The organism is Schumannella soli, assembly GCF_006517435.1.
Taxonomy (GTDB): Bacteria; Actinomycetota; Actinomycetes; order Actinomycetales; family Microbacteriaceae; genus Schumannella; species Schumannella soli.
On record NZ_VHQG01000001.1, the window covers coordinates 316,870 to 341,287 of the forward strand.

The window sequence follows — 24,418 nt, forward strand, 5'->3', positions numbered from 1 at the left end:
ACCGCCCGATCCGCTCCCCGGGCCGACGTCTGGGCCGGCGGCGTCAGCGCGGGCCGAGCACCGCGTCGAGCAGCCCGGGGAAGCGGGCCTCGAGATCGGCGTCGCGCAGGGTGAGGCGGCGGTTGCGGCCGTTGGGCTCGTTGCGGATGACGCCCGATTCGCGCAGCACCTTCATCAGGTGCGACTTGGTCGACTTCGGCAGCGAGGGGTCGATCGCGATGCAGTTGGCCGCGTCCTGCGGGCCTTCGCGCAGCTCGCGCACGAGCTCGCGGCGCTCGGGATCACTGAGGGCGAAGAGCACGGCGCCGATCTCCAGCGCCGCGCGATCCGGATGCGGGAGCTCGGTCGTCGACGGCATGGTTCGAGAATAGTTGAACCAATCGGCGAATGCGAGTACGGTGCGATAGTTCGACTTTCTTGGAACCGAAGGGTCGCCCCGTGACCACCACTCTGAACGCCACCCCCGACACCGGATCGCTCTCCCTCACCTCGGCCGAGCGGTCCGAGCTCGACCGCGCCGAGCGCGAAGCCGGTCGGCGCATCGCCGCCGAGCGCGCCGCGCGCGACGATGCCGCCCGCGAGGCCGGCATCCCGCGCGCCCAGTCGTCGCTCGAACGCGCCGGCCGCCCGAACGGAGCATCCGGGTCGCTCGCCGCTGCGTCCGCTCCCGCCGCATCCGCCCCGGCCGCGCAGCGCCCGCGCCGCACCTTCGGCTTCGTGCTCGCCGGCCTCGCGACCACGCTCATGCTGGCCGGCGCGAGCGCGCCGTCGCCGTTCTACCCGCACCTCGAGCAGTCGCTCGGCATCGGCGCCCTCGGCGTCACGATCGCCTTCGCCGTCTACGCCGTCGTGCTGCTGGCGACGCTGCTCACGGCCGGATCCATCTCCGACCACCTCGGCCGCCGCCCGGTCATCGCCGTCGGCTTCCTCGTGCTGGCGATCAGCGTCGTCGTGCTCTGGCACGCGAGCTCGGGCGGGATGCTCTACCTGGCCCGCGCGATCCAGGGCGCCGCGAGCGGCGTGCTCGTCTCCACGCTGTCGGCGACGATCCAGGACTTCGCCCCGAGCAAGCACCCGCAGCGCGCGACCCTCGTGAACGCGCTCGCCCCCGGAATCGGACTCGCCTCGGGCACCGTCGTCGCCGGGCTGCTGCTGCAGGGCATCGGGGATGTCGCCACGGCTGCCACCTGGACCTTCCTGCCGATCACGCTCGTCTACGTCGCGCTCGCCGGCCTCATCTGGGTCGCGCCCGAGAGCTCGCGCCGCGAGCCCGGCTGGCAGCGCTCGCTCGCTCCGCGCGCGGCGGTGCCCGCATCTGCCCGCCGCCTCTTCGTGATCAGCGTGCCCGTCGTGCTGGCCGGCTGGGCGACCGGTGGACTGTTCTTCTCGCTCGGGCCGACGATCGTGCGCGCCGAGCTCGGCGTCGAGAGCCAGATCGGCGACGCGCTCGTCGTCGCGCTGCTGCCCGCGTCGGGCGCGGTGGCGGGGTTCATCCTGCGCAACCGCCGCCCGAAGGTGCCCGCGGTCTACGGCGCCGCCGCTCTCGCCGTCGGCACCGCGCTGATGATCGTCGCCCTCTCGCTGACGTCGTTGCCGATCTACCTCGTCGCGGTCGCGATCGCCGGATCCGGGTTCGGCACCGCCTTCATGGGCACGATCGGCTCGCTCGTGCCGCTCGCCGCCCTGCACGAGCGCGCCGAGCTGTTCGCGTCGCTGTTCATCGTCGCGTACCTGTCGTTCGGCATCCCCGCGGTCGTCGCCGGTCTGCTCAGCGGCGCGCTCGGCCTGCACACGACGGTGCTCGCCTACGCGGTCGTCGTCACGCTGGCCGCCGGAATCGCCGCGCTGCTGCGCGCTCGCTCCGGCCGCGCCCCGCGACCGTCCGCGGGCGCCTCCGCCGACACCGCGGCGGCCGCCTGATCACCGCATCCCGCTCGCGAGAAGGCCCTCCCGGAGTCGATCCGGGAGGGCCTTCGTCGTCGAGCGACGGCGTCCACGCGACGTCGCTGGAAGCGCGCCTCAGAGGAAATCGGCGTCGATCCCCCGGGCCCGCAGCGCCTCGAGGTCGGCGCTGGTGCCGCCCATCAGCGTGACCTTCCGCAGATTCGGCAGCAGCGCGAAGTCCTCCACCGAGCGGATGTCGAACAGGTCGTCCTCGCCATCCCACCCGGGCGCGATCTGCAGGTAGACGCGGTTGCCGCCGTCCATGTAGATCTCGTCGATGTCGGCGAGCAGCTCGCTCGGGATCGGCAGCGCGGCGACGTGAGCGAGCACCTCGGGGACCGCACCCCAGCCGGACCCCTCGGGATCGATCGGCGGCACCTGCTCGGCGCAGAACCGATACACGTCGAAGGTCGGCCCGAGCAGCCCCTTCTCGTACATCAGCACCTCGATCACGGCGAGCTTCACGTTCACGTCGGTGAAGGGCGCGAGGCCCGGCAGCGCATCCGTCATGCCCGCATTCTGGCGCAGGTCCCCGTCCGGCGGAACCGCGGAGCGGACAGCACGCCGAGCAGCGGATCGAGCCGCCCTGCGAGCAGCGGATGCGGTCGCCGGGTACGCAGAAGGGGCCCGCACCTCTCGGTGCGAGCCCCTTCTGTCAGCTCAGCTGCGTCGGCTCGATCAGAGCGCGGCGACGTCCAGCGGAACGCCCGGGCCGAACGTCGTCGACAGGGCGCCCTTCTGGATGTAGCGGCCCTTCGACGAGCTCGGCTTGAGGCGCTGGATCTCGTCGAGAGCGGCGCGGAAGTTCTCGTCGAGCTGCTCCTGCGTGAAGCCGGCCTTGCCGATCACGAAGTGGAGGTTGTTGTGCTTGTCGACGCGGAACTCGATCTTTCCGCCCTTGATCTCCTCGACGGCCTTGGCCGGGTTGGGGGTCACGGTGCCGGTCTTCGGGTTCGGCATGAGGCCGCGGGGTCCGAGGACCTTTCCGAGGCGACCGACCTGGCCCATGAGCTCCGGGGTGGAGACGGCCGAGTCGAACGAGGTGTAGCCGCCGGCCACCTTCTCGATCAGCTCGGCGCCGCCGACCTCGTCGGCGCCCGCGGCGATCGCGGCCTCAGCGGCCGGACCCGTCGCGAACACGATGACGCGGGCGGTCTTGCCGGTGCCGTGCGGGAGGATGACGGTGCCGCGCACCATCTGGTCGGCCTTGCGCGAGTCGACGCCCAGCTTGAGGGCGACCTCGACGGTCGAGTTGAACTTGGCCGAACCGGTCTCGCGCGCGATGGCGACGGCCTCGGTCGGTCCGTAGTACTTGCCGGCCTCGATCTTGTCCGCGGCGGCGCGGTATGCCTTGCTCTTCGCCATGATTACGCCTCCACCGTGATTCCCATGGAGCGGGCGGTGCCCGCGATGATCTTCGCCGCGGCGTCGATGTCGTTCGCGTTCAGGTCGGCCTGCTTCTGCTCGGCGATCTGACGCACCTGCTCCTGAGTGAGCTTGGCGACCTTGACGGTGTGCGGGGTGGACGAGCCCTTGGCCACGCCGGCGGCCTTCTTGATGAGCTCGGCGGCCGGCGGGGTCTTGAGGATGAACGTGAACGAACGGTCCTCGTAGACGGTGATCTCCACCGGGATGACGTTGCCGCGCTGCGACTCGGTCGCCGCGTTGTACGCCTTGCAGAACTCCATGATGTTCACGCCGTGCTGACCCAGGGCCGGGCCGATCGGCGGGGCGGGGTTCGCGGCGCCGGCGTTGATCTGGAGCTTGATCAGGCCGGTCACCTTCTTCTTCGGTGCCATGAAGGCTCCCTTTCTCTCGTGTGCCCGCGGGCACGCTCCCACGAACCGGACGAAGTTCCGGACGCGGTGGGGATGCTCGCGTCACGCTCGGAAGCGGACGCAAACCACTAGAGCTTACGCGACGCCCGCCGCATCCGCCAGCCGCGCCTCGGCGCGATCGCGGCGTGATCGCGCCGAGACGGCAGAGGGGACGACGAAGGCCCCGCCGGCGGACCGGCGGGGCCTTCGAGGAACGTCAGCGCGTCAGAGCTTGGTGACCTGGTCGAACGACAGCTCGACCGGGGTCTCGCGCTCGAACAGCGAGACGAGCACGGTGAGCTTGCCGCTCTCGGGCTTGATCTCGTTGATCGTGCCGGGAAGACCCGCGAACGAGCCCTCCTTGATCGTGATGGTCTCGCCGATCTCGAAGTCGACCTCAGCGGGGATGACGCGGGCGGCGCCGGCGGTGCTGCCGGCGGACTTCGTCGTGCCGGGCTTGGCGGGGGTCTCGACGACCTGCACCAGGCTCTTCAGCATGTTGAACGCCTCTTCGAAACGCAGCGGCGTCGGGTTGTGGGCGTTGCCCACGAAGCCGGTGACGCCGGGGGTGTGACGCACGCCCGACCAGCTGTCCTCGTTGAGCTCCATGCGCACCAGCACGTAGCCGGGGATGCGGACGCGGTTGACCAGCTTGCGCTGGCCGTTCTTGATCTCGACCACGTCCTCCATCGGCACCTGGACCTCGTAGATGAAGTCCTCCATGCCGAGCGACTGGCGACGCGACTCGATGTTCTGCTTCACGCGCTTCTCGAAGCCGGCGTAGGAGTGGATGACGTACCACTTGCCCGGGCGGATGCGCAGGTCGAGACGGAACTCCTCGTAGGGGTCGACCTCGGCCTCGGCTTCGTCCTCGGTGTCGAGCAGAGCCTCGACGGGGTCGACGCCCTCGGCGGCCTCCTCGGCCAGCTCCGACTCGGTCTCGTCCTCGGTGGCCTCGGCGGCGGCATCCGCCTCGTCGGCGGAGTCGATGTCGAGCGCGTCGTCGACGACGGCGTCGGCCTCCGGGTCGTCCGCGGCCTCGAGGTCGTCGAGCAGGTTGTCGAGGTCGCGGGTCTCGGCGCCCTCGTTCTCGTCGTCGACCACGTGGATGGCGCGGCTCTCGGCGTTGCCGGCGGCCTTCTCGGTCCACTCCAGGGTCGAGCCCTCCTGGGCCTCGTCCTCCTCGGACGACTGCTCGGCAGCCGTGGCGAGGTCGATGTCGGGGCGCTCGGATGCGGTCACGTTCTGACTCCTGATGTGTTGTGGGCGGGTCGCGGGAGGCGGCGGAGCCGGCTCAGCCTGCGACCGTGCCGTTGCCGAACACGAGGTTGACGAGCAGGCCGATTCCGTAGTCGAGGCCGCTCACCAGCAGCATCATGACGACGACGAAGCCGAGCACGACGCCGGTGTAGCTGAACAGCTCACGGCGGGTCGGGGTGACGACCTTCCTCAGTTCGTTGATCACCTGACGGAGGAAGAGCACGAGCCGACCGAACGGGTTGCGCCGCTCGGCGCGCTCACGCTTGGCGTTCGCGACGATGTCCTCGCTGGGCTCGTCGACGATCCTGCGTGCCATCAGTTCTCACCTTCCACCGGACATTCCCCTGGCTGACGCCAGGGGAATCGCAGGGCGGACAGGACTCGAACCTGCAACCTGCGGTTTTGGAGACCGCTGCTCTACCAATTGAGCCACCGCCCTAGGGCCGGGATCCGATCACTCCGCCGTCGGGATCCAACATCCCTCGACCCCTTTGGACGAACCATCCGGGGCACAGCGAAGCTTGGCGATCTTCGCCAGCCGAAGGCAAGCATACGGCATGCGGCGAGCGCGTCCGCCCGGCGGCGTGGGATGCGGATGCCGCCCGGGCGCGTCGCGGGGGGCGCCCATCCACTCGACCCGGATCGGCCGCTGTCACACACCGCACCCCTCGGTAGGCTCGTGCCGTGGCACGCATCTCCCAGCGCATCGGCGCGATCTCCGAGTCCGCGACCCTCAAGGTCGACGCGAAGGCGAAGGCCCTCAAGGCCGCCGGACGCCCTGTCATCTCCTTCGCCGCCGGCGAGCCCGACTTCCCGACCCCGGCGCACATCGTCGAGGCCGCGGTCGCCGCCGCGCAGGATCCGAAGAACCACCGCTACACGCCCGCGGCAGGCCTGCCCGAGCTGCGCGAGGCGATCGCCGCCAAGACGCTGCGCGACTCGTCGCTGCAGGTCGAGCCCTCGCAGGTGATCGTCACCAACGGCGGCAAGCAGGCCGTCTACCAGGCCTTCGCCACGATCGTCGACCCGGGCGACGAGGTGCTCGTGCCGGCGCCGTACTGGACCACCTACCCCGAGGCGATCCGCCTCGCCGGCGGCGTTCCCGTCGAGGTCTTCGCCCCCGCCGAGCAGGACTACCTGGTCACGGTCGAGCAGCTCGAGGCCGCCCGCACCGAGCGCACCAAGGTGCTGCTCTTCGTCTCGCCCTCGAACCCGACCGGCTCGGTCTACAGCCCCGAGCAGACCGCCGCGATCGGCGCCTGGGCCGAGGAGCACGGCCTCTGGGTGATCAGCGACGAGATCTACCAGAACCTGACTTACGACGGCGTGCGCGCCGCCTCCATCGTCGAGGCCACCCCGGCGCTCGCCGACCGTACGATCCTCGTCAACGGCGTCGCCAAGACCTACGCGATGACCGGATGGCGCGTGGGCTGGATGGTGGGCCCGTCCGACGCGATCAAGGCCGCATCCAATCTGCAGTCGCACCTGTCGTCGAACGTGTCGAACGTGTCGCAGCGCGCCGCGATCGCCGCGCTCACCGGCCCGCAGGACTCGGTGCTCGAGATGCGCGAGGCCTTCGACCGCCGCCGCAAGCTGATCGTCGCCGGGCTCAACGCGATCCCCGGCTTCGAGACGCCGACGCCGACCGGCGCCTTCTACGTCTACCCCGACGTGCGCGGGCTGCTCGGCCGCGAGTGGGCGGGCACGACCCCGACGACGACGCTCGAGTTGGCCGACCTCATCCTCGAGAAGGCCGAGGTCGCCCCGGTTCCCGGCGAGGCCTTCGGCCCGTCCGGCTACCTGCGCTTCAGCTACGCCATGGGCGACGACGCGATCAGCGAGGGCGTGGAGCGCCTGGCGAAGCTGTTCAGCTGAGGCTGCTCGGCTGACGCTCGCACGAAGCGGGTCGGATCTCAGGGTCCGACCCGCTTCGGCGTCTCCGGCGGCGACCGGCGCGGTCAGACGAGCGCCGCGGCGGCCGCCGTGCGCACCTCGTCGGCGAGCGCGTCGAGCGACGCCGAGCGCAGATCCCACTGCTGCCAGTACAGCGGCACCTCGAGCGGCTTGTGCGGCGCGAGCTCGACGAGCTCGTCGGGGTGCGCCGCGAGCTGGTGGTCGAGCAGCATCGCCCAGCCGAGTCCGAGCCGCACCGCGTCGGCGAAGTCGGCGGCGCCGGGGATGCGGTGGCGCGGCGGGTCGATGCGCTGCCGGGTGATCGAGCGCAGGAACCGGGTCTGCAGGTCGTCGCGGCGGTCGAAGTCGATGACCGGGGCGACGGCGAGCGCGGTCGCCGTGACGCCGTCGGGGAACCAGCGTGCGGCGAACTCCCGCGTCGCGGAGGCGCGGTAGACCATCCTGCCGAGCAGCACGCTGCGGCATCCCGGCACGGGCGCCGCCTCGGACGTCACGGCGGCCATGACCGTGCCGGCGGCGAGCCGCGCGGCGGTGTCGCTCTGGTCGTCGCGCACCACATCGAGCAGCACGCCGGTGCGCTCGGCGACCCGGTGCAGCGCCGGCATGATCCACGTCGCGAGCGAGTCGCTGTTGATCGCGACCGCGAGCTCGACCCCGCGCGCCTCGTCGAGTCCGAGCTCGGCGAGCGCCTCCCGCTCGAGCAGCTGCTGCTGGCGCGCCAGCCGGAGCAGCACCTCGCCCGCGGGCGTCGCCCGGGCGGGCTTGGAGCGGATGAGCAGCACACGTCCGAGGCGCTGTTCGAGCGCCTTGAGCCGCTGACTGACGGCGCTCGGCGTCACGTGCAGAGCGCGCGCCGCCGCATCCAGGCTGCCCTCGTCGACGACCGCCTGCAGCGTCGCGAGCGACTCGGCGGGGATCATGCGGCCACATTAGCTGCGCTGATGATGCATGAGAATCCTGAACTGGTCTGCGCGCGTATCCGCCCCTAGCTTGGGGCCGTGCTCACCACCGTGCTCGCCGGATTCGGCCTCAGCCTGTCGCTCATCGCGGCCATCGGCGCGCAGAACGCCTTCCTGCTGCGCCAGGGCATCCGGCGTGAGCACGTGCTGGTCGTCATCGTGATCTGCACGCTGTCGGACGCGGTGCTCATGACCGTCGGCATCGCGGGCGGCGGCGCGGTGTTCGCGAGCGCGCCCGTGCTGGCCGAGGTCGCGCGCTGGGCGGGCGCCGCGTTCCTGCTGCTCTACGCCGTGTTCGCCGTGCGCCGCGCGCTCGAGCCCGAGGCGCTGGAGGTGGACGCGGGCGAGAGCGGCTCCGCGAGCCGCGACGGCGAGCGGCGCTCCCGCGAGGGCGCCGACGCCAGCGCGATCGTCGAGGGCGGGACCACGGCGGGCGCCGTCGAGACGCGCGTCACGGCGGCGGCATCCGGGGCGGCCGGCACCACGACCGCGCTCGCGGCGCCGAGCGCGCCGAGCCCGCGCCGCATCCGCCGCTCCCCCGCCGCCGGCTCGCTCGCCGCCGTCGCGCTGACCGCTCTCGCACTCACCTGGCTCAACCCGCACGTGTACCTCGACACGCTCGTGCTGCTCGGCTCGATCGGCTCGCGCTACGGCGACGACCGCCTCGCCTTCGGCATCGGCGCCTGGGCGGCGAGCCTCCTCTGGTTCACGGTCGTCGGCTTCGGGGCGCGGCTGCTCGCCCCGCTGTTCGCGAAGCCGGCCGCCTGGCGGGTGCTCGACATCCTCGTGGCCGCGATCATGGCGGTCATGGCCGTGATGCTCATCGTGCACTGACCCGGTCGGGATGCCGCCCGCACTCGAAGCGGAGCAGCGCGAAGCGGAGCCGGCATCCCCCTCGACTCCGGCCGCGGCGTCCCGTGCAGGGAGACGCCGCGGCCGGCCCTCTCGTCGTCAGCGCGCCGCAGACACGACGACGCCCGGGCGACCGAGGTCGCACCGGGCGTCGTGCAGCCCGCGATGACCAGCGCGGGCGCGGGGCCCGACGCGGCGGCGGAAGGGGATGCGGGGCCTACTCCGCGACGATCACCAGCTCATCGAGCGGCTTGCGGCTGCGGGGCGCGGTCTCGCGCTCGCGGAAGCGCTCGTCGAGCTCCTCGGCGACATCCACGCGGCCGATCGCGGTGACCGTGACCGGCACGACGTTCTCGGGCAGGTCGAACGACTTCTTCAGCTCGTCGGGCAGGATGCCGCCCATCTGGTGCGCGTGCAGGCCGAGCGCGTGCGCCTGCACGGTGAGGTGCGCGATCGACTGGCCGAGGTCGTACTCGGCCCAGCGGTGCGGGCCCTGCTCGGGGTCGACGGCGGTGAGGCCGACGACGAGCAGCGCGGCCTTCGAGGTCCAGGGCTGGTTGCCGCTGGCGAGGCCGGCGTGGATCGCATCGAAGGTCGGGGTTCCGCGGCGTCCGGCGATGAAGCGGCGCGGCTGCGAGTTCGCGGCCGAGGGGGCCCAGCGGGCGGCCTCGAGCAGGGCGTGCAGCTCGGCGTCGTCGATCTCGGCGCTCTCGTCGTAGGAGCGCGGGCTCCACCGCTCGTCGAGCAGCGGGTGCAGCTCGGCATCGGTCTCGGCGTTGCGGACAGTGGAGGGGTGGATCTCGGTCGTGCTCATACTTCGCTTTCCCGATCAGGATTCTGGTTGCCGGGCCGCCGGAGGGAGGCGGTCGGTCGGGATGCGGTTCCGGGCGCGCGACGACGCTCCCGCATCCTCGCGTCCATGTGAACGCATCGACCGTCCGACGCTATTCCCGCTCGTCCGCATCCGGCGAATCGCGCCGTCACCCGGCGCAATCCGCAGCTCGCCGCTGTCGACCGGATCAGTACAGGTCGTCGCTGGGGCCGAGGAACACCGGCTCGGGCGCCAGCACCACGCCGAACTCCGACGCGACGCGGGTGCGCACGAACTCGGCCAGCTGCTCGATCTCGAGCGCCGTCGCCCCGCCGCGGTTGGTGAGCGCGAGCGTGTGCTTCGACGAGATCGCCGCGTGCGAGCCCGGAAGGGCGAAGCCGCGGTGGATGCCGGCGCGCTCGATCAGCCAGGCGGCGCTGAGCTTGACGTGGCGCGGTCGGGTGTCGCGCGGGCGCGGCGCCGGCTCGTAGCCGAGCGGCAGCACGAGCGGGGTGTCGTCGTCGGGCTCGATCGGCCAGCGCGGCAGGTCGGCGGGAAGCGCGCGCGCGACGCTCTCCTCGACGATCGGGTTGGTGAAGAAAGAGCCGGCGCTGACCGAGTCGGGGTCCGCGGCATCCAGCACCATGCCCTTGCCGGCGCGCAGCCGCAGCACGGCCTCGCGCACCTCGCGGATCGGCGCGGCTTCGCCGACCTGCACTCCGAGGGCGTCGGCGAGCTGCGCGTAGGCGACCGGGCGGCTCAGCGGCACGCGGTCGGTCGTGGCGGTGAGCTCGAGCTCGACCGCGATCACGATGCCGAGGCGGCCGCGCTTGATCGCGCTCGTGCGGTATCCCAGGCCCAGTTCGTCGGCGGTGAGGCGCAGGCGGTGCCCGGTCTCCCAATCGAGGAAGTCGACGGCGACGAGAACCTGCGACAGGTCCTGCCCGTAGGCGCCGATGTTCTGGATCGGCGCGGCGCCGACCGAACCCGGGATGCCGCTCAGCGCCTCGATGCCCGACCAGCCGTTGTAGACGGTCAGGCCGACCAGCGCATCCCACGGGTCGCCCGCCTGCACGCGCAGGTGCACGCGCGCGGGGTCGTCGCCCTCGATGCGCTTCACGCCGTGGGTGGCGAGGCGGATGACCGTGCCGTCGAGTCCGTCATCGGGCGCGACCACGTTCGAGCCGCCGCCGAGCACCCACCAGTCGTCACCCGTCGACCACACGTCGAGCGCCGTGCGCACGATCTCGAGCTCGCTGTCGGGCTGCACGAGCTCGCGCGCCGGGCCGCCGACCCGCAGGGTCGTCAGCTCGCTCAGCGGCGGCGCGAGGGCCGAGGCTGTCGAGACGGGGACGGCGGGGTCAGCCGAGGCCCCGCCGGCGGGCGTCGTGGCGTCGGTCACTCGAGGTCGACCCGCACCTGCGCCTTGCCGAGCACGGTCTGTCCGCCATAGCTGACGGTCAGGTCGATGCGCGCGAAGCGCTCCTCGAGAACGCCGACCTTCGCGACGATCGTCAGTTCGGCGCCCTCGACCGGGTCGACGACGACCGGGCGGGTGAAGCGCGTCTGATAGTCGACGACGCGACCGCTGTCGCCATCCAGCCAGTCGACCACCGGCTGCACGGCCAGGCCCATCGTGAGCATGCCGTGGGCGAGCACGCCCGGCAGCCCGGCGTCGGCGGCGACGTCGTCGCGGTAGTGGATGGGGTTGAAGTCGCCCGAGGCGCCGGCGTAGCGCACCAGTTCGTCGCGGTGCAGCGTCACGGTGCGCTCGGCGACGACCTCGCCGACGGTCAGGTCGGAGATGCGGGGGCGGGTCATGCGGAGGCCTCCTCGTCGCCGCGCACCACGAGCGTCGAGATCGCGGTGAGCACGAGCTCGCCGTCGAGGTCGACGACCTCGGTGGATGCCGTCACCATGCTGTGGCCGCCGAGGCTCTTCACGCTCGTGACGGTCAGCTCGGCCATGAGCTCGTCGCCGGCGACGACCGGACGCACGAAGGTGAAGCGCTGGTCGCCGTGCACGACGCGGGTGAAGTCGATGCCGGTGTCGGGCTCGGCGAGCAGCTGCGCGAGCGTCGCCTCCTGCACCACGACCGGAAAGGTCGGCGGGGCGACGACGTCGGCGTAGCCGGCGGCGCGGGCCGCCTCGGGGTCGGTGTTGAGGGGACTCTGCGCGAGCACGGCGCGCGAGAACTCGCGCACCTTCTCGCGGCCCACCAGGTAGGGGCCGACCGGCGGGAGCCGCCGACCCTGGATCTCGGGGTTCACTGCCACCGTCCGAGACTACCTATGCCCTGGCACACAGAAGCCCCCGGGATCCGAAGATCGCCGGGGGCTTCCGTACTGGTTTGGGCTCACGAGCCCGCGCCGAGGATTAGATCACTGGCAGCTGTCGCACTGCAGCAGGTCCATCGGGTCGACCGGGATGTCGTAGCCGTCGATGCTGTCGTTGTCCATATCGGGACCCCCTTCGCGTTGGTGAGATCTGAGCCGGCGGAACCTGTCGGCGCCGCGGGATCACCACTATATAGCGCTAATGACAGGAGTGTCATTCCCCTACATGTTGTGGTTCGGCGTGTCGCAGGCCGTACACCGAGATTACGGGCGACCACCGACATCAACGCTCCCGAAAGCGGGTCGCGGGCCCGGCGTGTCGTCGCGGATCGGCCGGGCGGATCGGTCGAGTTCGGGCACTGCCAGGGGACTGCCAGACTCCGCTCCCCGGCCCGGAATCACGGGGCACGCATCCACCCGATCGGTCGATTGACCCCCGTTCGAGGGGAATCCGACCAAACCGGATCTCGCAGGGCGGGGAACCACTCCACGTCGATCGGGAACGACTCGATCGGCGCCGGTGCTCCCTGGGAGTTGCACCGCGACCCGAACGGAAAAGGAACCACTCATCGTGAACACCACCGTCAAGAAGACCGCTTTCGGAATCCTCGGAACCGCCGCCGCCGGCGCCCTCGCCATCGGGTTCTCGGCTCCTGCCATGGCCGCCGACTCCCACTCGACCGACTCGCACGACTCCTCGTCGGTGACGAGCGACTCGACCCGCACGACCGACACCGACAGCACCTCGTCGCTGCTCGACGGCACCCGCCTGCGCGAGATCATCAGCGGCAACAGCACCCCCGTGCAGCCCGACACCTCGGTGCCGGTCACGCTCGCGCCGTCGATCAACGTCGGCGACGTCGCCTCGGGCAACCCGATCGCCTCGGGCAACACCACCACCGCGCCGATCGCCTCGGGCAACGAGACGAACACCACCGCCCCGATCGCGTCGGGCAACGACGTGAGCGCGGGCAACGGCAACAGCGCCGCGAACGGCAACACCGCCGGCAACGTCTCGGGCAATGAGACCAACGCGGGCAACCCGAGCACCTCGGTCGGCGACGTCGTCACCGACGCGACCTCGGGCATCGGCGCCGAGGTCGGCGACACCGTCGACGCCGCGCTCGAGGGCGTGCTCGGCCGCTGATCCCGCTCGACTGAGCACTCAGCACCGGTCGGCCTGAGCCGCCCGGACGGAGAGATCGAGAAGGGGCTGCCCGCATCGCGCGGGCAGCCCCTTCGTCGTGTTCGGGCTCCTTCTCGCTCGCGCATCCGATGCGGCGCGGGCGACTCCCATGCGCAGGGTGCAGAGTGGGCGGAACCCCCGAGGAGTTCCATGCCCCGCACCACCGTCGCCTCCCGCGCGGAATCCCCCGCATCCCTCGCCCGGCTCCTTCCCGCCGCTCTGGCGCTGCCGTTCGCCGCCGCGCTGCTGTCGGGCTGCACGGCCGGCGCCGTGACGCCGAGCCCCGCGCCCTCGGCGGCGGTCGGCGACCCCGGCGGCGACCTCGGCTCGGCGGCCGAGACCGCGCTGGAGCAGGTCGGATCAGGAATCGTGATCTCGGTCGAGAAGGATGACGACGGCACCGCCTGGGAGGTCGTGATCGCGGCCGACGACGGCAGCGAGACCGACGTGAAGGTCAGTGCGAAGGACGCGTCGATCATCGGCAGCCCGAGCCCGCAGACCACCGACGCCGACGACGCGGCCGAGAACGTGCACTACCTGCAGTGGGCGAAGATCGACTTCTCCGACGCCGCCAAGGCGGCCTCCGTGCAGTCGAAGGGCGTCATCACCGAGGTGAAGCTCGACGACGAGGACGGCACGGTGATCTGGCAGGTCGAGCTCGTCGAAGGATCGACCACGCACGAGGTCAAGCTGGACGCCGGCACCGGCGATCTCTACCGCGCACCGAGCGGAGCGCCCAGCGACGGCTGACCCGGTCAGCGCTGCTCCGCGGCGGCGGGTCGGCCGCGATATCCGCCGCCGACCCGCCGCGTCAAGGGCATGGCCCCGCGCATCCGAGGATCGCTAGAGTGGCGCCACTGCACCACCCGCCGACCACCCGGGGAGAGCATGTCCGTTCTGCACGACGACGGTCCGCCCGTCGTGATCCTGCGCTCGATCGGCGAGCTGACGATCGCCGCCGCCGCCGTGCGCCGCGTGCTGCGCGGCCGCTTCGCCGACGACGTCGCCCCCGACGCGGCCGAGAAGTGGCGCATCAGCGCCCTGCAGGGTCAGGCCGACGCCGACCGGGTCGTCGAGGCCGCCGTGGATGCCAGCTTCGCCGGCGAGGCGCTCACCGTGCAGTCACGCGACGGCTCGCGCATCTCGATGACCGCCGAGAACATCAGCCACCTCGCCGACCGTCTGCAGCGGCTGGCCCGCGCCGGGCATCTGCTCGGCCTCGCGTCGGAGATCGAGGAGACCGGCGCCGCGAGCTGATCAGCGCCGGTCGTAGCGGCAGGTCACCGAGCCGGTGCCCGTCTCGTCGACGACCTTCTCGCCGTTCCAGAAGATCTGACAGCTCACCTTCTCGGTCTCGCTGCCCGCGGGCGCCGCGATCTCCACTTCCGCCGAGGACCCCGCGGTCCGGGCGCTCGCCTCGCCGTCCGCCGGCGAGGTGACGGTGTCGCTGCTCTCGGACGTCGTGTACGTGACCGACATGTTCAGCGGGCCCTGTGCCTTCATCTCGACGCGGGCGAGATCCGGCACCGCGATGCCGACCAGGAAGACCACGAGCAGCGCGATGTCGATCACGAGCGCCACGAGAGCCGCGACGAGCGACCACGCGGCGAGGCGACGTCCGGTGCCGCCGGACGCGCGCACCGACAGGACGAGGCCGACGATCGCCCCCGCGAGCGCGAGCAGGAAGACCGGGACGATCGCGAGCGACTGCGTCGCGTAGTACGGCACCGCCAGCGCCGCGGTCGCGACGAGCGCGACGATCGCGAGCACCCGTCCGACGATCGCCGCCGCCGGGGTGCGCCGCGCCGGAGGGAGGCCGTCGGCTGCGGGGACAGGGACGGGCTGGTCGACGGTCACGCTGACTCCATCCGGCGGCAGGCCGCCCGCGGGTGCGGCGGCGTGGATCGCCCTCGTCGGCCATCGAGATCCGACGAGGATTCAACTAGCCTGATTCCGATTCTGGCGCATCGCGCCGACACCAAGCCTACGAAGACGACGGATCGGGAGTGTCAACGTGGCCGAATACGACAGCCTCGCGACGACCATCGGCAAGATGAAGCGCGCCGCGATCGACTGCTGGATGTCAGACCAGGACTTCGACATCACCTGGGGCAACGACAGCAGCTACAACAAGTGGGGCTGGGCGCCGTATCAGTACCACCGCCCGGATGCGAACGGCGAAGGCGGCGGCACGAGCGTCGGCTACGGCGACGGGGTGAACTGCGAGGCGAGCTTCAACAACATCCGGGCGCGCATCGACGGGATCATCGAGAAGTGGCTCGGGCTGCCCAGCGGCGAGCTCTGCGAGACGCCTCAGGCCGACGTCCACACGGCGGCGGCGGTGCTCGGCAGCAGCGCCACCGGCACCTCCATCCAGGGCAGTGGATCGATCGCCCGGTCGAGCTCGACCGTGAACGACGTGGTGCTCGGGAACATGAAGGGCGCGTTCCGCGCTCCGTTCCTCTGGAAGTACTACACGAAGTTCTGCACCGTCCAGGACGGCCTCGGTCAGGCCGGCGTGATCCTGCAGGCGAACTACGCCGCCGAGCGCGCGATGTGGCCGGCGGTGAAGGAGGACGTCGCCAAGATCTGCGACCAGGCCCTCAGCGCGTGGAACACCCAGGTCGGCCTCGCCGCGAGCGAGAACGCGAAGTTCCAGCTCGCGGTCGCCGGGGCCGTGGTCACTGCCGTCGCCGCGATCGTCACCGCTCCCGCGGGCGGAGTCGGAGGCGCCGCGATCGCCCTCGCCGTGACCAGCGCCGGCATCAGCACGGCCGTCGCGAAGGTCTCCGAAGACGCCGCCGTGCACGTCAGCGGCAACTCGTACGAGAGCATCATGACCTCGTTCGAGAACGCGCTCAAGAAGCTCAACGAGTCGATCACCGCCCAGGAGACCGCGCTGAACAAGGCCCTGACCGAGGCGGTGACCACGATGAACGGCGACCTCGCCAGCTACAACCTCGACCGGGTCGCGCTCGGCGACTTCCACGTCGGCGACGGCTCGATCAAGATGGACGAGACCGACTCCACGATCGTGACGAACAACATGCAGCTCGTCGAAGACGGCCTCAGCCAGGCGCTCTCGGCGATCAAGACGGGGCCGAGCAGCGCGCCGACGCCGCGCGAGTACGGCGTCGGCATCTCGTCGCAGGGCACGCATCCCGCGGCCTCCGCCCTGCACGAGCTGACTCGGCGCTGCCTCGAGCTGACCCACGCGGAGTACCAGCGCGGGCACGGGCTCTTCGACGCCACCGTCGCGGACTACTTCCACACCAACGCGCACGCCCGTCAGACCCTGCGCGGTCTGATCAGCAACGAAGCCCTCACCGTGGAGCTGTGACCATGACCGAACTGCAGAGCCGCATCCTCGGCCCGATCGTGCTCGACGGCGGCGTCGGCGGCGGCGCGATGGAGGCGACCATCCCCTTCGCCGGCGCCGAGATCGCCGTGCGTCTCGAGATCGATCATCCCGACCGACTCGACCAGCAGCTGATCGACGATCTGGACGTCGTGCTCGACGACACCGAGATCCCCGACCGCCTCGCGCGCGACGCCATCGCCGCGCTGCTGCCGCGCGAAGGCTCGGCCCCGGCCATGCTCAGGAGCGACTGGGAGCAGCGGCAGGGGGCCGGCCGCGGTGCGGACGAGTTCCTGGCGGATCTGCGCGCGACGACGATGGTGCTCACCCCCGACGGCGGCCGCGAGCACCGCGACCGGGTCGTGCTGCGCTACGGCGTCGCCGACGGGTCGCTCCGCGACGAGATCACCGTGCGCCTGCCCGCCCGCTCGCGCGGCCCCGAGGTCGACGGGGTGCTGCGCCCGCGTCGCTGAGCCGCTGATCTGATGCCGACGGATCGGGCGCCGCGTCCTGAGCGGGCCCGATCGGCGCCGACGGGGGCGACGGCAGCAGCTTGAGCCCGACCACCGCGAGCACGATCCCCGCCAGGAACAGCGCCTTCAGCGGCGAGAACGCCTCGGCGCCGGTCGCGAGCGCGAAGCCGACCGTGAGCGCCGCGCCGATGCCGACCCAGACCGCGTAGGCGGTGCCGATCGGGATGCGCTTCGCCGCCCATCCCAGCCCGGCCATGCTCAGCGCGAGAGACACCAGGAAGACGAGCGAGGGCAGCGGCTCGGTGAAGCCGTGCGATCGGCCGAGCGCGGTGGCCCAGACGGCCTCGAGCACGCCCGAGGCGAGCAGGGCGATCCAGGCCGAAGCGGTGCGGGTGGGAGCCGTGCGCGCCATCTCAGCTCACCGTCTTGAGCCCCGCGACCGAGGCCACGAGCAGCAGGAGCAGCAGGATGCGGGCGACCGAGGCGCGCTCGGTGCGGCGGATCAGCGCCCACACGACGGTGAGCGTCGCACCGATGCCGACCCACACGGCGTAGGCGGTGCCGACCGGCAGCGCGGTCATCGCGACCGCGAGACCGGCCATCGACGCCACGAGCGCGACGGCGAACACGACCGTCGGCAGCGGACGACGGAATCCCTTCGAGGCGGCGAGCGCCGAAGCCCAGACGGTTTCGAGCACGCCCGAGGCGATGAGGAGGAGCCAGAACACGACAGACCTTCCGAGTCAGTCTTGTCGTGGTGCGGGTACTGCTCCCTCGTCCGCAGGCCGGGTGACGGCCTCTGCTGGCGAGCGTACCCGCCGCCGGGCGTCGACGACAGAGTGCACCGGGGTTGCGCAGGTTCGCGCACGCGCGCCTCCGCCGGCGCGGACCGGATGCGGTGGCGCCGTCGGCGGCGCGCCCTACTCTTGAGACGTGAGCCTTCCCGCAGCCGTCGCGACGCCGGCGCTGCCCGACCCGCTCACCTGGGGCCTCGGCGCGCTCTTCGCCTTCCTCGACAACGGCGTCGGCCTCGGCTTCCATCTGCCGGGCGAGGGCGTCATCCTGCTGCTCTCCGCCGCGATCACCGACGTCGTGCCGGCGATCATCATGTTCGTCGCGGTCACGATCGGCGCCTGCGCCGGCGACCACCTCGGCTACCTGCTCGGGCGTCGTCACGGCGCGGGCCTGCGCGATCGCCCGCTCGTGCGTCGACTCGGGCTGCGCAACTGGGACCGCGCGCTCGCCACCCTCGAGCGTCGCGGCGGTCTCGCGATCTACCTGACCCGACTCGTGCCGATCGTGCGCACGCTGACGCCGCTCGCCGCCGGTGTGGCGCGGGTGCGCTACTCCACCTTCCTCGTCGCCTCGCTGCTCGGCGCCGCGACCTGGGCGCTCGTCTACGTCGGCGCCGGCTTCCTGCTGCGGGCCTCGCTGGATGCGGTGCGCGACGCGCTCGGCGACGGCGGCTACCTGGTGCTGGCCGGCATCGCGGCCGCCGCGGTGATCGCACTGCTCGTGCGCGCGGTGCGCCGCACGCACGCGACCGCCGCGACCGTGATCGACGCGGTCGCCAGCGCGACCGCCCGGGCGAGCGCGCCGGTCGAGGCCGATGTGCCACGGGTGCCGCTGTTCACGCGCCTGTTCCGGCAGGACGAGTGGCGCACCTGGCCGAACCTGATCTCGCTCGTGCGCCTGCTGCTGCTGCCCGTGTTCCTCGTGCTGATCATCGTCGAGCAGTACTGGGCGGCGATCGTGCTGATCGCGATCGTCTTCAGCACCGACTGGGTCGACGGCTGGCTCGCCCGCCGCACCGGCACCGTCTCGGAGCTCGGCAAGTGGCTCGATCCGCTCGCCGACCGCTTCACCACCTTCGCCGTCGTGATGTCGCTCGCGGCCGGCGGTCTCATCCCCTGGTCCGCGGTCGTGCTGCTCGTCGTGCCCGACCTGACCCTCGGCATCCTCAGCGTCACCGTGTTCGACGGCGACCCGAACCTGCCGGTCACCTGGACGGGCAAGATCCGCACCGCCCTGCTCTTCGTCGGGTTGCTCGCCGTCCTGCTCGGCACCGCGCTCGTCTCCTCGGGCGTCGCCGCGATCGGCGCCGCGATCATCGGCAGCGGCTTCGTGCTGTTCCTCTGCGGCGTCGTGGGCCACTACCTCGCGGCGGCGCAGTACGGCCGGGCGATGATCGTGCGCAAGACGGGCTGGGTGCACGCCGCCTGACGCCCCGCTTCGGGTGGATGCCGGACCAAGCGGACACAGCGCGTCCGGTAGCTGTGCCAGGCTTGAGGGGATGCCCCGCCCTACCGCCCGCGTCCTGACCATGCTCGAGCTGCTGCAGTCGGCCCCGAAGCGCTCCGTCGGCGAGCTCGCCGCCGTGCTCGAGGTGGATGAGCGCACCGTCCGCCGCTACGCCGAGCACCTGCGCGAGCTCGGCGTTCCCGTCGAGACGGTGCGCGGACGCTACGGCGGGTACCGCATCGGCGAGGGCTTCGCGATGCCGCCGCTCATGCTGACCGACGAGGAGGCGCTCGCCGTCATGCTCGCGCTCGCGCTGGGCCGGCGGGCCGGCATCCTGCCCGAGCGGGATCGCGGCCTCGACTCCGCGACGGCGAAGGTCGAGCGCGCGCTGCCGACTCCGCTGCGCCGGCGCTTCGAGGGGCTCGTGGCGATGCCCTTCTTCGACGCGACCGCCGGCGGCGCGGCGAAGGGCGCCGACGCCGCGAGCTGAGCGCGACATCCGGCCCGGCCGGATCGCGCGACCTCTCGGCTCAGCCCCGACTCGCGAGCCGCCCGTCGTAGGCCGCGCCGTTGTCGTCGACACGCGGCATGTTGGTCTCGGCCCAGTCACGCAGCGCGAGCAGCGCCGGCACGAGGGATGCCCCCAGCCGGGTGAGCCGATAGTGCACGCGCGGTGGGGTGGTCGGCTCGACCCGACGCGCGACGAGGCCGTCGCGTTCGAGCGATCGGAGTGACGCGGTCAGCATCTTCTGCGAGATGCCGGGGGCGCGACGGCGCAGCTCGGCGAAGCGCAGCTCGGCGAAGCCGGGCTCGGCGTCGCCGATCGGCGCGGCCGCATGCAGCGTCAGCACGAGCATGACCGACCATTTCGACCCGACGCGATCAAGCAGATGACGGGTCGGGCAGGTGGCGTCGAAGAGGTCACCACGGTCGCCCCGCGCCGGCCGGACGGTCACCTCGGCGTGACCAGGTGACGGGAAGGTGCCGTCTTGTCGGCGTGCTGTGCGCTCTCCTACGGTGACCATGTCACCGAACGATACTCGCAGTACTCGAGGAGCTGGAGATGTCCGCATCTGATCGACCCGCCGCCACCCGTCATCCCGTCGTCACCGAGCGTACGAGGGCGGGGGCGACGACGCTGGCGTTCGACCGCATCCACGTCGACGAGCCGGAGGGCGGCCCGGTTCTGCTGCTGCACGGCTTCCCGCACACGCGCGCCGTGTGGCACGACGTGTCGCACCAGCTCGCCGAGCTCGGACAGAGCTCGATCGCGGTCGACCTGCCGGGGCTCGGCGACAGTGATCCGCTGCCGGATCCGCCGACCGCGGACGCGGTGGCGGTCGAGCTGATCGCCCTCCTCGATCGGCTCGGGCTCGAGCGAGTCCACGTCGTCGGGCTCGACCTCGGCGTCGCAGCGGCTTTCGCGCTCGCTGCTCGGCATCCGGGTCGCGTGCACACCGTGACGCTGACGGAGGGAGCGATCGGCGGCGTTCCGGGCGCCGAGCCGCTGCTCGGCACGGCGGAGCGGCCCGGCGGGCCCTGGTGGTTCGGCTTCCACCAGGCACCGGGGCGGCTCGCGGAGCGGATCGTGGTCGGCTCGCAGGAGGAGTACGTGCGGTTCTTCCTCGGCATCGGCGCGCGACGGCTCTCGCCCGACCTCGCAACGCGCATCGTCGCCGCGTATCGCGACCCGGCCCGGCTGTCGACGGCTTTCGACTACTACCGCGCGATGCCCGCAGATGCGGCGGCGAACGCCACGTGGATGCGCGAGCACCGCCTCGCCGTGCCCGCGCTCGCGCTCGGCGGCGGCACGGTCGGCGGGCTCACCGCGGTGCAGCTGTACGGAGTCGCCGGGCGGGCCGAGGCCGTCAGCGTGGTGCAGCTCGACGACAGCGGACACATCACGCCCGTCGACCAGCCCGCCGCGGTCGCGCGAGCGATCGCGGCGCACGCCGCGCACGGACAGGTCCGATCCGCCTCGTAACGGCCCCATCGACCGGTGCGGCACGAAAGGACTCGCCAAGATGCGGCGGATCGGCTGCGCGACGTCGGCATCCGGCAGAGTGGACGGGTGAGCCCGAGCGACCGCAGCGCATCCACCTCGTCCCTCCCCGAGCTGGCCGTGACCGGCGTGACCGGTCGCGTCGGCGGCATGGTCGCCCGCGAGCTCGCGGCCGACGGCATCCCCCTGCGGCTGCTCGCACGCCGACCGGAGGCGGCGCCGCAGCTCGACGACGCCACGGTGGTCGCGGCCGAGTACGCGGACGACGACCGCGCCCGCACGGCTCTCGCCGGGGTCCGCACGCTCTTCCTCGTGTCGGGCGCCGAGAGCGCCGACCGGCTGGCGCAGCACTTCGCCGTGATCGACGCGGCGGCGGCCGCCGGCGTCGAGCACGTCGTCTACACGTCGTTCTTCGGCGCGGCCGATGACGCCACCTTCACGCTCGCCCGCGACCACGCCGCGACCGAGCGTCACCTGCAGGCCAGCGGGATGGCGCACACCTTCCTGCGCGACGACTTCTACCTCGACTTCTTCGCGCACCTGCCCGGCGACGACGGCGTGATCCGCGGGCCGGCCGGGTCGGGGCGCGTCGCCGCGGTCGCGCAGGCGGACGTCGCCCGCACCGCGGCCGCGATCCTGCGCGATCCCGCGGCCCACGCGGGGGCGACCTACGACCTCACCGGGCCTGAGGCGCTGACGCTCGACGAGGTGGCGGGCATCCTGTCGGCGTCGACCGGGCGGGCGATCGCCTTCCACGACGAGACGCTCGACGAGGCCTACGCCTCCCGTGCGAGCTACGGCGCACCCGACTGGCAGGTGGAGGCCTGGGTGTCGACCTACACGGCGATCGCCGCGGGCGAGCTCGACGGCGTCACGGATGCGGTCGAGCGGGTGACCGGACGCGCGCCGCTGAGCCTGCGCGAGCTGATGGCCGGCTGAGCGGCTCGGCGCGACCTCCGCCGCGTCCGGGTCAGCTGCAGGTGTAGGTGACCCCGTCGCGCACGTGGGTGCCCGGGCCGAGGTCGGCGCAGGCCTGGAAGATACCGGCGAAGAGCGTGACGAACAGGACGATCGCGACGATGTCGAGCACGAGGCGCACGATCGACACGATGATGCCCGCGGTCGCGAGTCTGCTGACGGCCCCCGCCTGCTTCGCCTGACGGCGGGCGACGATGCTGACGATGAGTCCGACGATCGAGAAGATGAACGCGAAGACGAAGCCGACGATCGCGATGATCTTCCACGACTCGGTCGCGCCGTAGGCGCGGGTCGTGACACGCACGCCGGGGGCGCCGCCGCCGAAGCCGATCGTGGTCGACGTCGAGGTGCCCGAGGCCCAGCCCGACGGCGGGGCGTCGTACTGGGGCGCGGAGTCAGGCGCGACGGCGTAGGGGTTGGCGGCGGTCGAGCGGGCGGGGCCGCCCGCGGAGTCGGGGACGTCGGCGGGGTGCTGGGGCTGCTGGCCGGCTCGGGCGTGGACATGGCATCCTCTCGTCGGAGATTCCTCAGCTCCATCGTGCCCGATCCGCGCGGCGGCGAGCCCGGCGGCGCGCGCGGAGGCCGTGCCAGCATGGACGCGTGACCGATGCGAACAGCGTGATCCCGGCCGACTTCCGCTCCCTGCTCGAGCAGCCGCTCTATGCGCACCTCGGAACCGTGCGCCCCGACGGCAGCGTGCAGGTCAACCCGATGTGGTTCCTCTTCGACGGCGAGCACCTGCGCTTCACGCACACGACGAAGCGCGGCAAGTTCCGCAACCTGCAGCAGAACCCGTCGATGGCGATCTCGGTCGTCGACCCCGAGAACCCGATCCGCTACCTCGAGGTGCGCGGGCGCCTCGTCGCGGTCGAACCCGACCCGACCGGCGCGTTCTACGTCGAACTCTCGAAGCGGTACGGCATGGAGAGCCCCGCGCCGGCCGATTCGGCCGATCGCGTCGTGCTGGTGATGAGCGTCGAGAAGACGACGAAGCAGGGCTGAGGCGCAGGGCTTCGCGACGACGACGAGGGGGTGGATGCGCGGCGCATCCACCCCCTCGGTGTCTCGCCGGCGCGGGTCGCCGGCGGGGGCGCGAGCTGTCGGGGTCAGCTCACGAAGGTCGCGTTGAGCGTGATCTCGACGCCGGAGAGCGCCTTGCTGACCGGGCAGCCGGCCTTGGCGTCGTCGGCGGCCTTGAGGAAGGTGGCCTCGTCGATGCCCGAGACCTCGCCCTCGACGGTGAGCACGATGCCGGTGAGCTTGAAGCCGCCGTCGGACGAGTCGGGCCCGAGCGACACGTCGGCCTTCACGTCGAGCTGCTCGACCGTGCCGCCGGCGCCGCCGAGCAGGGCCGAGAACTGCATGGCGTAGCAGGCGGAGTGGGCGGCGGCGATGAGCTCTTCGGGGCTCGTGGTGCCGTCGGCGTCGTCGGCGGCGCGCTTCGGGAACGAGACATCGTAGGTGCCGACCTTCGAGCTGGTCAGCTCGACCTGGCCGCCGCCGGCCTCGAGCGAGCCGTTCCAGGCGGTGCGTGCGGTGCGCGTGGGCATGTGGTGCTCCTGACGATCGGGGGTTGAGAACGAGCGTTCTCACGTGCTGGCCACGCTAGCCGGAACGAGCGTTCTCGCGCAAGTACACTGGCCGCATGAGCAGCGGATCGGCAGGTGCGGACACCCGCGACGGTGACGTCGAGGCGACCGCCGCATCCGCTCCGCGCGGCGAGGACGCGGCCCGTGAGCATGTCGTGCAGGTCGCCGACGCGCTCTACTACGCCCGCGGCGTGCAGGCCGTCGGCATGGACGACCTGCGCAGCGCCTCCGGCGTCTCGCTGCGCCGGCTCTACGGTCTCTTCCCGTCGAAGGAGTCGATCGTGCTCGAAGTGCTGCGTCGCCGCCACGAGCTGTGGACCTCGACGCTCGCCGCCGCCGTGAGCGCCGTCGCGGCCGAGGGTCCGCGCGCGCAGCTGCTCGCGACCTACGACTACCTCGCGGTGTGGTTCGACGACGACGACTTCCGCGGCTGCGGCTTCATCAACACCTTCGGCGAGCTCGGCGCCGCCTCCCCCGCCGTCGCCGCGGCGGCGCGCGAGCACAAGGCCTCATTCCAGGCGTACATGGCTTCGCTGGTGGATGCGGCCGGCGGCAGCGCCGACCTCGCCGCGCAGCTCGCTATCCTCGCCGAGGGCGCGCAGACGACCGCGGCGATCGCCGGAACCGGCGAGGCGGCCGGGCAGGCGCGCCGTGCCGCCGCGACGCTCATCGACGCCGCGCTCGGCTGAGCGCCCGGC

The 24,418-nt window shown here is 72.0% G+C and carries 31 protein-coding genes, 1 tRNA gene and 1 riboswitch; of the genes, 14 read left to right on the top strand and 18 right to left on the bottom strand.

Translation table 11 applies throughout. The annotated features are described in order from the left end of the window. Positions 1-43 precede the first annotated feature (43 nt). Positions 44-358 carry an ArsR/SmtB family transcription factor gene (locus FJ657_RS01385; RefSeq protein ID WP_141161898.1) on the bottom strand — a complete coding sequence of 105 codons (315 nt, stop codon included), beginning with the start codon at positions 356-358 and terminating at the stop codon, positions 44-46. Positions 359-438: 80 nt separating this feature from the next. On the opposite strand from FJ657_RS01385, the gene FJ657_RS01390 reads away from it, so the two are divergent. Continuing rightward, complete coding sequence (locus FJ657_RS01390) at positions 439-1,920, top strand: MFS transporter (RefSeq protein WP_255447072.1); 1,482 nt, start codon at positions 439-441, stop codon at positions 1,918-1,920. Between the two features lie 99 nt (positions 1,921-2,019). On the opposite strand, the gene FJ657_RS01395 is transcribed toward FJ657_RS01390, so the two are convergent. The 6 genes from FJ657_RS01395 to FJ657_RS01420 form a co-directional block, all read right to left on the bottom strand. Continuing rightward, the gene (locus FJ657_RS01395) at positions 2,020-2,454 is read right to left on the bottom strand and encodes a DUF6892 domain-containing protein (RefSeq protein ID WP_141161899.1); all 435 of its coding nucleotides are present in this window, start codon (positions 2,452-2,454) and stop codon (positions 2,020-2,022) included. Positions 2,455-2,622: 168 nt separating this feature from the next. Beyond that, positions 2,623-3,312, bottom strand: a complete 690-nt coding sequence (gene rplA / locus FJ657_RS01400; protein ID WP_181408885.1) for a 50S ribosomal protein L1 — start codon at positions 3,310-3,312, stop codon at positions 2,623-2,625. Then, entirely contained in the window at positions 3,312-3,743 is a 432-nt protein-coding gene (gene rplK / locus FJ657_RS01405) for a 50S ribosomal protein L11 (protein ID WP_141161901.1), read from the bottom strand. Before rplK ends, rplA begins: the two co-directional genes overlap by 1 nt. Positions 3,744-3,986: 243 nt before the next feature. Next, positions 3,987-5,003, bottom strand: a complete 1,017-nt coding sequence (gene nusG, locus FJ657_RS01410) for a transcription termination/antitermination protein NusG (protein ID WP_141161902.1) — start codon at positions 5,001-5,003, stop codon at positions 3,987-3,989. A 52-nt stretch (positions 5,004-5,055) separates the two neighbouring features. After that, positions 5,056-5,337 (bottom strand): preprotein translocase subunit SecE, encoded by a 282-nt coding sequence (gene secE, locus FJ657_RS01415; RefSeq protein ID WP_141161903.1) that lies wholly within the window; start codon positions 5,335-5,337, stop codon positions 5,056-5,058. Between the two features lie 50 nt (positions 5,338-5,387). Further along, positions 5,388-5,460 (bottom strand) — tRNA-Trp (locus FJ657_RS01420). A 245-nt stretch (positions 5,461-5,705) separates the two neighbouring features. Between FJ657_RS01420 and FJ657_RS01425 the strand changes: the two genes are divergently transcribed. Then, positions 5,706-6,896, top strand: a complete 1,191-nt coding sequence (locus tag FJ657_RS01425) for a pyridoxal phosphate-dependent aminotransferase (RefSeq protein WP_141161904.1) — start codon at positions 5,706-5,708, stop codon at positions 6,894-6,896. 83 nt (positions 6,897-6,979) lie between these two features. On the opposite strand, the gene FJ657_RS01430 is transcribed toward FJ657_RS01425, so the two are convergent. After that, a complete protein-coding gene (locus FJ657_RS01430; RefSeq protein ID WP_141161905.1) occupies positions 6,980-7,855 on the bottom strand; it encodes a LysR family transcriptional regulator ArgP in 876 nt (291 codons plus the stop codon). Positions 7,856-7,933: 78 nt separating this feature from the next. On the opposite strand from FJ657_RS01430, the gene FJ657_RS01435 reads away from it, so the two are divergent. Continuing rightward, positions 7,934-8,728 carry a LysE/ArgO family amino acid transporter gene (locus tag FJ657_RS01435; protein ID WP_141161906.1) on the top strand — a complete coding sequence of 265 codons (795 nt, stop codon included), beginning with the start codon at positions 7,934-7,936 and terminating at the stop codon, positions 8,726-8,728. Between the two features lie 235 nt (positions 8,729-8,963). On the opposite strand, the gene FJ657_RS01440 is transcribed toward FJ657_RS01435, so the two are convergent. The 4 genes from FJ657_RS01440 to FJ657_RS01455 all read right to left on the bottom strand — a co-directional run bounded on the left by FJ657_RS01440 (position 8,964) and on the right by FJ657_RS01455 (position 11,833). Then, positions 8,964-9,560, bottom strand: a complete 597-nt coding sequence (locus tag FJ657_RS01440) for a nitroreductase family protein (protein ID WP_141161907.1) — start codon at positions 9,558-9,560, stop codon at positions 8,964-8,966. A gap of 205 nt (positions 9,561-9,765) precedes the next feature. Next, positions 9,766-10,959 (bottom strand): UDP-N-acetylmuramate dehydrogenase, encoded by a 1,194-nt coding sequence (locus FJ657_RS01445; protein ID WP_141161908.1) that lies wholly within the window; start codon positions 10,957-10,959, stop codon positions 9,766-9,768. Beyond that, positions 10,956-11,378: a MaoC/PaaZ C-terminal domain-containing protein gene (locus FJ657_RS01450; protein WP_141161909.1), complete on the bottom strand. Its 423-nt coding sequence runs from the start codon at positions 11,376-11,378 to the stop codon at positions 10,956-10,958. The genes FJ657_RS01445 and FJ657_RS01450 overlap by 4 nt, the downstream gene beginning before the upstream one ends. Further along, entirely contained in the window at positions 11,375-11,833 is a 459-nt protein-coding gene (locus FJ657_RS01455; RefSeq protein WP_141161910.1) for an FAS1-like dehydratase domain-containing protein, read from the bottom strand. The genes FJ657_RS01450 and FJ657_RS01455 overlap by 4 nt, the downstream gene beginning before the upstream one ends. A 631-nt stretch (positions 11,834-12,464) precedes the next feature. On the opposite strand from FJ657_RS01455, the gene FJ657_RS01465 reads away from it, so the two are divergent. From FJ657_RS01465 to FJ657_RS01475, 3 genes are all read left to right on the top strand, one after another. Further along, positions 12,465-13,040: a hypothetical protein gene (locus FJ657_RS01465; protein WP_141161911.1), complete on the top strand. Its 576-nt coding sequence runs from the start codon at positions 12,465-12,467 to the stop codon at positions 13,038-13,040. 189 nt (positions 13,041-13,229) lie between these two features. After that, positions 13,230-13,829 carry a PepSY domain-containing protein gene (locus FJ657_RS01470; RefSeq protein WP_141161912.1) on the top strand — a complete coding sequence of 200 codons (600 nt, stop codon included), beginning with the start codon at positions 13,230-13,232 and terminating at the stop codon, positions 13,827-13,829. Between the two features lie 138 nt (positions 13,830-13,967). Continuing rightward, positions 13,968-14,336: a hypothetical protein gene (locus FJ657_RS01475; RefSeq protein ID WP_141161913.1), complete on the top strand. Its 369-nt coding sequence runs from the start codon at positions 13,968-13,970 to the stop codon at positions 14,334-14,336. Here the strand turns inward: FJ657_RS01475 and FJ657_RS01480 are convergent, their stop codons facing one another. After that, on the bottom strand, positions 14,337-14,936 hold the full coding sequence (locus FJ657_RS01480) for a hypothetical protein (RefSeq protein ID WP_141161914.1): 600 nt from the start codon (positions 14,934-14,936) through the stop codon (positions 14,337-14,339). A gap of 157 nt (positions 14,937-15,093) precedes the next feature. On the opposite strand from FJ657_RS01480, the gene FJ657_RS01485 reads away from it, so the two are divergent. Together FJ657_RS01485 and FJ657_RS01490 are read left to right on the top strand one after the other, a co-directional pair. Continuing rightward, positions 15,094-16,419 (top strand): hypothetical protein, encoded by a 1,326-nt coding sequence (locus FJ657_RS01485; protein WP_141161915.1) that lies wholly within the window; start codon positions 15,094-15,096, stop codon positions 16,417-16,419. A 2-nt stretch (positions 16,420-16,421) separates the two neighbouring features. Then, on the top strand, positions 16,422-16,910 hold the full coding sequence (locus FJ657_RS01490; RefSeq protein WP_181408825.1) for a hypothetical protein: 489 nt from the start codon (positions 16,422-16,424) through the stop codon (positions 16,908-16,910). Here FJ657_RS01490 and FJ657_RS01495 read toward each other — a convergent pair. Together FJ657_RS01495 and FJ657_RS01500 are read right to left on the bottom strand one after the other, a co-directional pair. Then, positions 16,843-17,322 (bottom strand): DMT family transporter, encoded by a 480-nt coding sequence (locus FJ657_RS01495; RefSeq protein ID WP_141161917.1) that lies wholly within the window; start codon positions 17,320-17,322, stop codon positions 16,843-16,845. The genes FJ657_RS01490 and FJ657_RS01495 overlap by 68 nt on opposite strands. A gap of 1 nt (position 17,323) precedes the next feature. Beyond that, the gene (locus FJ657_RS01500) at positions 17,324-17,638 is read right to left on the bottom strand and encodes a DMT family transporter (RefSeq protein ID WP_141161918.1); all 315 of its coding nucleotides are present in this window, start codon (positions 17,636-17,638) and stop codon (positions 17,324-17,326) included. Between the two features lie 9 nt (positions 17,639-17,647). After that, a riboswitch (guanidine-III (ykkC-III) riboswitch) is annotated at positions 17,648-17,713 on the bottom strand. A 130-nt stretch (positions 17,714-17,843) separates the two neighbouring features. Here FJ657_RS01500 and FJ657_RS01505 point away from each other — a divergent pair. Together FJ657_RS01505 and FJ657_RS01510 are read left to right on the top strand one after the other, a co-directional pair. Beyond that, positions 17,844-19,133 carry a CDP-alcohol phosphatidyltransferase family protein gene (locus tag FJ657_RS01505; protein ID WP_141161919.1) on the top strand — a complete coding sequence of 430 codons (1,290 nt, stop codon included), beginning with the start codon at positions 17,844-17,846 and terminating at the stop codon, positions 19,131-19,133. 70 nt (positions 19,134-19,203) lie between these two features. Further along, positions 19,204-19,641 (top strand): helix-turn-helix transcriptional regulator, encoded by a 438-nt coding sequence (locus tag FJ657_RS01510; RefSeq protein WP_141161920.1) that lies wholly within the window; start codon positions 19,204-19,206, stop codon positions 19,639-19,641. A gap of 40 nt (positions 19,642-19,681) precedes the next feature. Here the strand turns inward: FJ657_RS01510 and FJ657_RS01515 are convergent, their stop codons facing one another. Beyond that, on the bottom strand, positions 19,682-20,107 hold the full coding sequence (locus FJ657_RS01515; protein ID WP_255447163.1) for a winged helix-turn-helix transcriptional regulator: 426 nt from the start codon (positions 20,105-20,107) through the stop codon (positions 19,682-19,684). A gap of 107 nt (positions 20,108-20,214) precedes the next feature. On the opposite strand from FJ657_RS01515, the gene FJ657_RS01520 reads away from it, so the two are divergent. Then, complete coding sequence (locus FJ657_RS01520; RefSeq protein WP_141161922.1) at positions 20,215-21,135, top strand: alpha/beta fold hydrolase; 921 nt, start codon at positions 20,215-20,217, stop codon at positions 21,133-21,135. Positions 21,136-21,222: 87 nt separating this feature from the next. Continuing rightward, the gene (locus FJ657_RS01525; protein ID WP_255447073.1) at positions 21,223-22,092 is read left to right on the top strand and encodes an SDR family oxidoreductase; all 870 of its coding nucleotides are present in this window, start codon (positions 21,223-21,225) and stop codon (positions 22,090-22,092) included. Between the two features lie 31 nt (positions 22,093-22,123). Here the strand turns inward: FJ657_RS01525 and FJ657_RS01530 are convergent, their stop codons facing one another. Continuing rightward, on the bottom strand, positions 22,124-22,435 hold the full coding sequence (locus tag FJ657_RS01530; protein WP_141161923.1) for a DUF4190 domain-containing protein: 312 nt from the start codon (positions 22,433-22,435) through the stop codon (positions 22,124-22,126). Between the two features lie 296 nt (positions 22,436-22,731). Here FJ657_RS01530 and FJ657_RS01535 point away from each other — a divergent pair, with 296 nt between their 5' ends. Continuing rightward, positions 22,732-23,133 carry a PPOX class F420-dependent oxidoreductase gene (locus tag FJ657_RS01535; protein ID WP_255447074.1) on the top strand — a complete coding sequence of 134 codons (402 nt, stop codon included), beginning with the start codon at positions 22,732-22,734 and terminating at the stop codon, positions 23,131-23,133. Positions 23,134-23,237: 104 nt separating this feature from the next. Here the strand turns inward: FJ657_RS01535 and FJ657_RS01540 are convergent, their stop codons facing one another. Further along, on the bottom strand, positions 23,238-23,681 hold the full coding sequence (locus FJ657_RS01540) for an OsmC family peroxiredoxin (protein WP_141161924.1): 444 nt from the start codon (positions 23,679-23,681) through the stop codon (positions 23,238-23,240). Between the two features lie 95 nt (positions 23,682-23,776). Between FJ657_RS01540 and FJ657_RS01545 the strand changes: the two genes are divergently transcribed. Further along, positions 23,777-24,409 (top strand): TetR/AcrR family transcriptional regulator, encoded by a 633-nt coding sequence (locus FJ657_RS01545; protein WP_141161925.1) that lies wholly within the window; start codon positions 23,777-23,779, stop codon positions 24,407-24,409. Positions 24,410-24,418 lie beyond the last annotated feature (9 nt).